General features: G+C 63.5%; 9 protein-coding genes. 1 reads left to right on the top strand and 8 read right to left on the bottom strand.

Annotated features, from left to right (window positions below; all coding sequences use genetic code 11):
* Nucleotides 1-100 precede the first annotated feature (100 nt).
* From DL1_RS17615 to mgtE, 8 genes are all read right to left on the bottom strand, one after another.
* Entirely contained in the window at nt 101-1,534 is a 1,434-nt protein-coding gene (locus DL1_RS17615) for an NAD(P)(+) transhydrogenase (Re/Si-specific) subunit beta (protein ID WP_038068747.1), read from the bottom strand.
* 13 nt (nt 1,535-1,547) lie between these two features.
* A complete protein-coding gene (locus tag DL1_RS17620; RefSeq protein WP_038068749.1) occupies nt 1,548-3,122 on the bottom strand; it encodes a Re/Si-specific NAD(P)(+) transhydrogenase subunit alpha in 1,575 nt (524 codons plus the stop codon).
* A 273-nt stretch (nt 3,123-3,395) separates the two neighbouring features.
* Nucleotides 3,396-3,839, bottom strand: a complete 444-nt coding sequence (locus DL1_RS17625; protein ID WP_051693656.1) for a methyltransferase family protein — start codon at nt 3,837-3,839, stop codon at nt 3,396-3,398.
* A gap of 7 nt (nt 3,840-3,846) precedes the next feature.
* A complete protein-coding gene (locus DL1_RS17630) occupies nt 3,847-4,308 on the bottom strand; it encodes a hypothetical protein (protein WP_038068751.1) in 462 nt (153 codons plus the stop codon).
* 102 nt (nt 4,309-4,410) lie between these two features.
* Nucleotides 4,411-5,418: a GTP 3',8-cyclase MoaA gene (moaA, locus tag DL1_RS17635; RefSeq protein ID WP_038068753.1), complete on the bottom strand. Its 1,008-nt coding sequence runs from the start codon at nt 5,416-5,418 to the stop codon at nt 4,411-4,413.
* A 41-nt stretch (nt 5,419-5,459) separates the two neighbouring features.
* Complete coding sequence (locus DL1_RS17640) at nt 5,460-6,635, bottom strand: M20 aminoacylase family protein (protein WP_038068756.1); 1,176 nt, start codon at nt 6,633-6,635, stop codon at nt 5,460-5,462.
* An 81-nt stretch (nt 6,636-6,716) separates the two neighbouring features.
* Nucleotides 6,717-7,265 carry a 5-formyltetrahydrofolate cyclo-ligase gene (locus tag DL1_RS17645; protein ID WP_038068758.1) on the bottom strand — a complete coding sequence of 183 codons (549 nt, stop codon included), beginning with the start codon at nt 7,263-7,265 and terminating at the stop codon, nt 6,717-6,719.
* A complete protein-coding gene (mgtE, locus tag DL1_RS17650; RefSeq protein ID WP_038068760.1) occupies nt 7,262-8,653 on the bottom strand; it encodes a magnesium transporter in 1,392 nt (463 codons plus the stop codon). Before mgtE ends, DL1_RS17645 begins: the two co-directional genes overlap by 4 nt.
* A gap of 168 nt (nt 8,654-8,821) precedes the next feature.
* Between mgtE and guaD the strand changes: the two genes are divergently transcribed.
* A partial coding sequence (gene guaD, locus DL1_RS17655) for a guanine deaminase (protein WP_038068762.1) occupies nt 8,822-9,763 on the top strand: 942 nt, incomplete at its 3' end.

Consider the following 9,763-nt stretch of genomic DNA (forward strand, 5'->3'; position numbering starts at 1 on the left):
CGAAATCGCCCCTACAGTGATCAGCCCACGCACGCTGCCACGCATAAGCAAAAGGGGCGACCCGAAGGCCGCCCCCTGATAATCGCACTGCCCTGCCGTATCACTCAATCAACGGCAGCAGGCTGTTCACGGATTCCTTGGCATCGCCGTAGAACATCCGGGTGTTCTCTTTGTAGAACAGCGGGTTCTCGATGCCCGAATAGCCGGTGCCCTGACCGCGCTTGGACACGAAGACCTGCTTGGCGCGCCAGACTTCGAGAACCGGCATCCCCGCAATGGGCGAGTTCGGATCTTCTTGCGCGGCCGGGTTCACGATGTCATTCGAGCCGATGACGATCACGACATCCGTTTCGGGGAAGTCGTCGTTGATCTCGTCCATTTCCAGCACGATGTCATAGGGCACCTTCGCCTCGGCCAGCAGCACGTTCATATGCCCCGGCAAGCGGCCCGCGACCGGGTGGATCGCAAAGCGCACCTCCTTGCCTTGAGCGCGCAGCTTGCGGGTCAGCTCGGAAACCGCCTGCTGTGCCTGTGCAACCGCCATGCCATAGCCCGGCACGATGACGACGCTATCGGCCTCGCGCAGGGCGGAGGCCACGCCATCGGCGTCGATTGCGACCTGCTCGCCCTCGACTTCCATCGCGGGGCCACCGGCATTGCCAAAGCCACCCAGGATCACGCTCACGAAGGAGCGGTTCATCGCCTTACACATGATGTAGCTCAGGATCGCGCCTGACGAGCCCACCAGCGCACCGGTCACGATCAGCAGATCGTTGCCCAGCGAGAAGCCGATGGCCGCCGCCGCCCAGCCCGAATAGCTGTTGAGCATCGACACCACGACCGGCATATCCGCGCCGCCAATCCCCATGATCAGGTGATAGCCGATGAAGAAGGCCAAGAGCGTCATCAAGATCAGCGCCCAAGCCCCTGCCCCGTTGATGAAGGCAATCAGCAGCAGAACCGACAGGATCATTGCGCCCGCGTTCAGGACATGCCCACCGGGCAGCTTTTCCGCCTTGGAGGACAGCTTGCCCGAGAGCTTGCCAAAGGCCACGACCGACCCGGTGAAGGTGATCGCCCCGATGAACACGCCCAAGAACAGCTCGACGCGCAGGATCGACAGCTCGACCGGTGTCTTATGGGCCAAAAGCCCGGCAAAGCCCCTCAGCCCGTGACGCATCTCGACGCTCATGGCGGTAACGTGGGACATCTCGATATAGGCGTTGTAGCCCACGAAGACGGCAGCAAGACCGACCAGCGAGTGCATCGCGGCCACAAGCTGCGGCATCTCGGTCATTTGCACGCGCTTGGCGACGTAATAGCCAATGATGCCGCCGCCTGCGATCAGGATGACCGACAGCAGCCACAGCCCCGAACCGGGACCGACGAGCGTGGCCAGCACCGCAAGGCCCATGCCCACGATCCCGTACCAGACCGCGCGCTTGGCGCTTTCCTGCCCCGAGAGGCCACCCAGCGAGAGAATGAAAAGAACAGCCGATACAACATAGGCCGCCGTGGTAAATCCGGTTTCCATTGTCCAGCCCCCCTTACGATTTCTGGAACATGGCGAGCATGCGCCGGGTGACCATGAAGCCACCGAAGATGTTGATGCCTGCCATGAAGACCGAAAGCGCGCCCAGCAAGATCACCAGCCAGCTGCCCGAACCGATCTGCAACAGAGCCCCCAGAATGATGATCGAGGAGATCGCGTTGGTCACGGCCATCAGCGGCGTGTGCAGCGAATGCGCGACATTCCAGATCACCTGGAAGCCCACGAAGCAGGCCAGCACGAAGACGATGAAGTGCTGCATAAAGCTTGCAGGGGCCACCAGACCGATGGCCAAAAGCACAATCGCGCCCACTGCGAGCATCCCGACCTGATTGCGGGTCTGGGTCTTGAAGGCGGCAATCTCAGCGGCACGTTTCTCCGCCGGGCTCAGCTCCTTGGGTTTTTCCTTGGGCTTTTGCGCAGCGATTGCGGCCACTTTGGGCTTCGGCGGCGGGAAGGTGATCTCGCCCTGATAGGCGACCGTGGCCCCACGGATCACGTCATCTTCCATATTGTGAACCACAACGCCGTCTTTTTCCGGCGTCAGATCGGCCAGCATGTGACGGATATTGGTGGAATAGAGCGAGGACGATTGCGCGGCCATCCGGCTTGGGAAATCGGTATAGCCGACGATGGTCACGCCGTTCTCGGTCACGAATTTCTCGTCCGGGCGGGTGAGTTCGCAGTTCCCGCCGCGCTCTGCGGCCAGATCGACGATCACCGAGCCAGGCTTCATCGCATCGACCATGTCCTTGGTCCACAGCACCGGCGCATCGCGGCCCGGAATCAGAGCCGTGGTGATGACGATGTCGATATCGGGCGCCAGCTCGCGGAATTTCTTGAGCTGGGCTTCGCGGAATTCCGGGCTCGAGGGCGCGGCATAGCCACCTGTCGCAGCCCCGTCCTGCGCGGCCTCTTTGAAGTCGAGATAGACGAATTCAGCGCCCATCGATTCGATCTGCTCGGCCACTTCAGGCCGCACATCGAACGCATAGGTGATCGCGCCCAGCGAGGTCGAGGCCCCGATGGCGGCCAGACCGGCCACGCCTGCGCCGACGATCAGAACTTTCGCGGGCGGCACTTTGCCCGCCGCCGTCACCTGACCCGTGAAGAAGCGTCCAAAGTTGTTGCCCGCCTCCATCACCGCACGGTAACCCGCGATATTGGCCATGGAGCTCAGCGCATCCATTTTCTGCGCGCGCGAAATCCGCGGCACCATATCCATCGCGATCACGTTCGCCCCGGTCTTCTCGGCGGCTTTGAGCATCGCCTCGTTCTGCGCGGGGTAGAAGAACGAAATCAGCGTCTGACCCGGCTTGAGCCGCTTGAGCTCGGCATCCGAAGGTGGCCGCACTTTGACGACGAAATCGACATCCTTGAAGAGCTGAGCGCCCGTCTTGACGACGGTGACATCCGCGTCTTCATACGCTTCGTCGGTAAAGCCGGCCCGCAGGCCCGCCCCGGTTTCGATGAAGCACTCGTGACCGAGCTTTTGCAGCTGCGCTGCAGACTCGGGCGTCATCGCGACGCGGGCTTCACCTTCGAAAATCTCCTTCGGAGCTCCGATTTTCACTGTAACTCCCCCTTGATAGAAACCTGCTGATCACGTCAGCGCGAGGTCTGAACTCTGGCGAGGCCCTGAATAACACTGCGCAATAATATTTCACAAGCACCGAGTGACAGCGGTGCAATCTTATTGGAAAACTGCGGCGCAGCGACACAAGTCCATGAAATAGCTCATCGTTGCGCAGCCGGAGGTTGTCAGTGCGGCGCGCGCGGCGCATAGCTGTTACAGGAAAATTGCGCAGGCGCAGCGTGCCGCTGGATAGATCTCTCTGCCCGAGAATCAGATCCAGCGCCGCACTGCAGCACGATACTCGGCAAAATCTGCCCCGAACCGCGCGTCACAGCGGGCCTCTTCTTGGACGATAAAGCGCACGGTGATCAGCCACATGAACGCCGGGACAAGCACCAGCGCGTAAGTCGCATTCCACCACAGGCACAGCCCTGCAAGCACGAACGCATCGCCCAGATAGATCGGGTTGCGCGACAGGGCAAAGACCCCTTGCGTCACAAGCGCTCTCGGCTCTCGATGCGGCATCAGCGGCGTGTGCCGCAGTGCCATCTGCACCGCCGCCCCCAGCATCAAAACCACACCGATGGCGAGCAGTGGCACGGCAAACAGGCGATCGAGCGTCAAATCGAGCGGCGCGGCATGCCCCAAACCCCAGACCACCGCTGCGAATAGGGCCAACCAAAGCGGCGGAAGATCAAGGGTCCGGGGGATCACGACGGGCCTACAGCTTATAGACGGTCAGATCGGGCAGATCGGTCAGCGGCACGCCCAGCAATCTAAGCGCAGGCAGCGACACTTCCGAGCCCGCGCTGGCGGGATTGCCCGAGGGAATCAGCGTGACCTTGGCGGATTTGCCCGTAGCAGGGCTGACGATGCGCCCGTCGGTCTTTTCGGTCACGAGCCCCGTTCGCATCCAGAACCCCGCATCGGTCGGATCGCCCAGACTGGCCACGGTGGTGCCCAGCCGGGTCTCACCGCCCGAAGGCTTTTGCGCAGCCGCCGCCCGTTGCGCCTGCGTCGTGGTATCCAGCGCGTCCGCGCTCATCGGGCCGGGCTTGAGCATCGGGCGGGCGTCTTGCGATGTGGCCGTGCCGGGTGCGGGCTCTTGCGATTTGCCGCCAATGCCAAGCTGCGCACAGCCAGCAAGAGCAAGGATTGCGGCGATACTCACGATATGGCGCATGGGCGGTCTCCTATGTCTTTGGTGCCAAAGCCTAGCCGATGGGAAGGCGCGTGCAACCATCGTCGCAAGCGGCCCAAAGGCCCCAGTACGCCGCCTGCGCCACTATCCGCCGGTATGGCTCATGTGGCGGGTCATCTGGCCGCCGATGGTCTGGCGGGAATAGTCGAAATCATGGCCCTTGGGTTTGCGTGCGATCGCGTCTCGGATGGTCGAGATCAGCGCGTCGTCATTGGCGCTGGCCCGCAGCGGCGCGCGTAGATCGGCATTGTCTTCCTGCCCCAGACACATGAACAGCTCGCCGGTGCAGGTCACCCGCACACGGTTGCAATTTTCACAGAAATTGTGGGTCAGCGGCGTGATGAAGCCGATTTTTTGTTCGGTTTGTGCAAGTCGAACATAGCGCGCAGGCCCGCCCGTGCTCTCTGCCAGATCGCTCAGCGTGAAGCGCTCGGCCAGACGTGCGCGCACATCGGTGAGCGGCCAATATTGATCAAGCCGGTTTTCCTCGCCCATCTCGCCCATCGGCATCACCTCGATGAAGGTCAGATCGAAGCCCTCATCGCCGCACCACTGCACAAGATCGAACAGTTCGGAATCGTTGAAGCCCTTGAGGGCCACCGCATTGATCTTGACCTTCAGCCCCGCGCGCTTGGCGGCCTGAAGCCCCTCCATCACCTGCGTGAGCCGCCCCCAGCGGGTGATCTGGGCAAACTTGGTCTCGTCGAGCGTATCGAGCGAGACATTGATCCGCTTCACCCCGATGGCAGCCAGATCATCGGCAAAGCGGGCCAGTTGAGAGCCATTGGTGGTCAGCGTCAGCTCATCCAGCGCGCCCGTCTCCAAATGGCGCGAGATCGACCGGAAGAAGGTCATGATATCGCGCCGCACCAAGGGCTCACCGCCGGTGATGCGCAGCTTGCGCACGCCAAGCCCCACGAAGGCCGTGCAGAGCCGGTCCAGCTCTTCAAGGCTCAGCAGTTCCTTCTTGGGCAGGAACTGCATGTGCTCGGCCATGCAATAGGTGCAGCGAAAATCGCAACGGTCCGTCACCGAGACCCGCAAATACGAGATCGGGCGGGCAAACGGGTCAATGAGGGGGGCGCTATCCATGCGTCAAAGGTAAGGCGCTGCCCCCGTCACGACAAGGGCGCTCACGCGATGGCCATCCGATCCTCTATCATTCCCACAAGCCAGCTTGCACCGGCGGGGATCGCCTCGTCGCAAAAGTCGTATTTCGCGTGATGCAGCGGCGCGCTGTCGCCATTGCCAAGGAAGATATAGGTGCCGGGCCGGGCCTCGAGCATGTAGGAGAAATCCTCCGCCCCCATCATCGGCGCGACATCGAGATCGGCATCGGGCGCAATCGCCTGCGCGACGCGGGCTGCATGCTCGGCGCAGGTCGCATCATTGATCGTCACCGGATAGCCGCGCCGATAGTCGACCGAGACCTCCGCGCCATAGGTCGCGCCCACGCCTTTGGCGATCTCGGTCAGGCGGACCTCGGACAGATCGCGCGTAGCGGCCGACATCGCGCGGACCGTGCCGCCCAAAGTCACCTCGTCGCCGATCACATTGTCGGCCTCGCTCTGGCTGTTGATCGTGGTCACCGAGACCACGACCGGATCGAAGGGATCGACCTCGCGGCTGGCGATGGATTGCAGCGCCAGCACCATCTGGGCTGCGACCACGACCGGATCGGTGACCTCTTGGGGTTTGGCGGCATGCCCGCCCTTGCCAGTGATCACGATGGTGAAGAAATCGGCCGAGGCCATGATCGGCCCGCGCCGCACGCCGATCTGCCCGGGCGGCATCCCCGGCATATTGTGCAGCCCGTAGACCTCTTCGATGCCGAACCGCTCCATCAGACCGTCGTCAATCATCGCCTTGGCCCCCGCGCCGCCCTCTTCGGCGGGCTGAAAGATCACGACGGCCCGGCCTGCGAAGGCACGCGTCTCGCAGAGATATTTCGCGGCCCCAAGCAACATCGAGGTGTGCCCGTCATGGCCGCAGGCATGCATCTTGCCCGCAATGCTCGAGGCGTATTCCGCACCGGTCTGCTCGCGGATCGGCAGCGCGTCCATATCCGCACGCAGCCCCACGACGCGCGGGCCCGCATCGCTGGGCGTGCCCTGCCCCTCGATCACGCCAACCACGCCGATGCGCCCGATCCCCTCGACCACCTCATCGCAGCCAAAGTCGCGCAACAGCTCGGCCACCCGCGCGGAGGTGCGTGGCAGGTCGTAATCCAGCTCGGGATGGCGGTGGAAATCACGCCGCCAAGCGACGATCTCGGGCTGCAATTCGGCGAAACGGTTCTTGATCGGCATCGGTTCGGGACTTCTTTCAGGGGGAATAGAGTTTCGAACACCCTGCCCTGCGCCTGCGAAAGGCGCAAGCGCTGCGCGCGCTTAGAGGATGCGCCGCGCGCCTGCTTCGGTCACGATCAGGTCAAGCGGCTGATCGGTGGGCTCGGTCGGTACCTGCGCCACTTCCTGCGCGCCATAGGCAAAGCCAATCGCGCAGACCGGGCCGCGTGCGCGCAACCCCTCAAGCGTGCGGTCGTAAAAGCCCCCGCCATAGCCCAGCCGGTAGCCGCGCGCGTCAAAAGCCAGAAGCGGCACGATCAGCACCTGCGGGACAAGCTCGACCGGATCGGCGGGGATCGCGGCCCCGTAGGCCCCCGGCTCCATCGCGGCCTTTGCGTGCCAGCGCCGGAAAACCAGCGGCTGCGCCGGGCCGGGCACCACCGGCAAGCAGAGCGGCCCGTCATGGGCCAAAAGCGCGGGGCGCGGATCGGCCTCGGTGCGGATCGGCCAATAGCCCGCCAGCACCTGACCCGAAAAAGGCGCAAGGGCTGCCGTCAGAGCCTCTGTGAGTGCGCGTGCCAGCGCCCCGTCATCGCCCGTATGCGCCGCCTCGCGCGCGGCAAACGCGGCCTTTCGCGCCGCATCCTTCACAACAAGATCACCGAGGCGAGGCCAAGGAACGAGAAAAAGCCCACCACATCGGTCACTGTCGTCACGAAGGTGCCCGAGGCCAGTGCCGGATCAGCCCCCAATTTCTCAAGCGTCAGCGGCACGAGAATACCGGCAAGGGCTGCCACCGACAGGTTGATCACCATGGCCAGCCCGATCACGATGCCCAACTGCACCCCGCTGAACCAAAACGCCGCAACCGCCCCCATGACGGCGGCAAACGCGATCCCGTTGAGCACGCCCACGATGGCCTCGCGTCGCACGACGCGCCAGACGTTGCTTTCGGTCAGGCTCTTGGTGGCAATCGCGCGCACGGCGACGGTGAGGGTCTGCGTGCCCGCATTGCCCCCCATCGAGGCCACGATCGGCATCAGCACGGCAAGCGCCACGAGCTTTTGGATCGTCCCCTCAAAGACCGAGATCACGGCTGAGGCCAGGATCGCGGTCAGCAGGTTCACCATCAGCCAAGGCAGACGCTGGCGGACCGTCTCCATCACCGTATCCGAGATCGAGGATTCGTCGCCCACACCGGCGAGACGCAGGATGTCTTCTTCGTGTTCCTCATCGAGCACCGACATCGCGTCGTCGATCGTGATCACGCCCACGAGGCGGTCATCGTCATCCACGACCGCCGCCGAGATCAGGTGATACTGGTTGAACGCATAGGCCACATCGCCCTCGTCCTGATAGACCGAGATCGTACGGAATTCCTCTTCCGCGATATCGCTCAGCTTCGAGGCGCGCGGGGCCGACAGGATGCGCCCCAGCGTGACATTGCCCTGCGGGTGATGGCCCGGATCTACGAGGATCACGTGATAGAACTGATCGGGCAGCCACTTCGCTCGGCGCAGATAGTCGATCGTCTCGCCCACCGTCCAGTGCGTGGGCGCGGTCACGACCTCGCGCTGCATCAGACGGCCTGCCGAGTAATCAGGATAAGACAGCGACCGTTCGACCGCCATCCGGTCGGGCTCATCGAGCGCGCCCAGAATCTGCTCTTGCTGGGGCTCTTCGAGGTCTTCGATCAGGTCGACGACATCGTCCGAATCCAACTCGCGCACGGCCTCGGCCAAAACCTCGGGCGGCAGGCTCGCGATCACCTCTTCGCGGATCGATTCGTCGATCTCGGTCAGGATCTCGCCGTCGATCTCGCGGCCCCAAAGCCGCAGGATGTCGCGCCGTTCCTGTCCGGATATCTGCTCAAGAAGGTCCGCGATATCGGCCGCGTGCAGCGGCTCCATCAGCTCGGACAGGCGCTCGGCCTCGTCCTTCTCCGTTGCCGCGAGGATCTCGTCGACAAGATCACCGTCCAGACGGTAATCCTCTTCCTCGCGCTCGTGCTCGTGCTTTTCTGCCAAAGCTTCGGTCATGCATCCCCCGCCTTGTGCCCCGGAACCGAGGACCGACCCAGTCGGGCGAAACATAGCGAGATTTTCGCAGATGCACAGGGGGAAAGGCGCAAAAAACGGCGCTGTGACGAGAGCGATTTACCTCCCCCGGAGAGGGCTCTAGCATGGGGCGTCAACAAGAGGTGCGAGATGGCAGAGCTACATCTGGGTCAGGTGGTCGAATATCATGGTGACCCGCTGATCGAGGGCCCGGACGCGGTGGTGCATCATCGCCATGGCGCGCTCCTGATCGAGGATGGCAAGATCGCAGCTGTGGGCCCGGCCCAGAGCCTGCGCGCGGCCCATCCGGAGGTGCCCGTCACCGATCACGGCGCCCATCTGCTCTCGCCGGGCTTCATCGACGCACATGTGCATTATCCGCAGACCGCGATCATCGCGAGTTGGGGCAAGCGGCTGATCGACTGGCTCAACAGCTATACCTTCCCCGAGGAAACCCGCTTTGCGGATGCTGGCTATGCGCGCGATGTGGCGGGGCGTTACCTCGATCTTGCGCTTGCAAATGGCACGACCAGCGCCTGTTCGTTCTGCACGATCCATCCCGAAAGCGTGGATGCGCTTTTCGAGGCGGCGCAGGCGCGCGGGATGCGGATGCTGGCGGGCCGCACCTGCATGGACCGCAACGCCCCCGACGGGCTGCGCGACACCGCGCAAAGCGCCTATGACCAGTCGAAAGCGCTGCTGGAGCGCTGGCATGGCACCGACCGGTTGAGCTATGTGATCACGCCGCGCTTTTCACCGACCTCAAGCCCCGAGCAGCTCTCGGCGCTTGGGGCGCTCTGGGCCGAGCATCCCGATTGCCTGATGCAGACCCATCTGAGCGAGCAGACCGACGAGGTGGCTTGGGTGCGCGATCTTTACCCGCAGGCGCGCGACTATCTGGATACTTACGAGGCGCATGGGCTCTTGGGTGAGAACGCGCTTTACGGCCATGCCATCCATCTGGAGCCACGCGAGGCCGCCCGGATCGCCGAGATCGGCGCGGCGCTGATCCATTGCCCGACCTCGAACAGCTTCATCGGATCGGGCCTGTTCGACTGGCCGCAGCGGCAGGCCGAGCGCCCGCGGATCGGG

Source organism: Thioclava dalianensis (genome assembly GCF_000715505.1).
In the GTDB taxonomy this organism is placed as follows: Bacteria; Pseudomonadota; Alphaproteobacteria; order Rhodobacterales; family Rhodobacteraceae; genus Thioclava; species Thioclava dalianensis.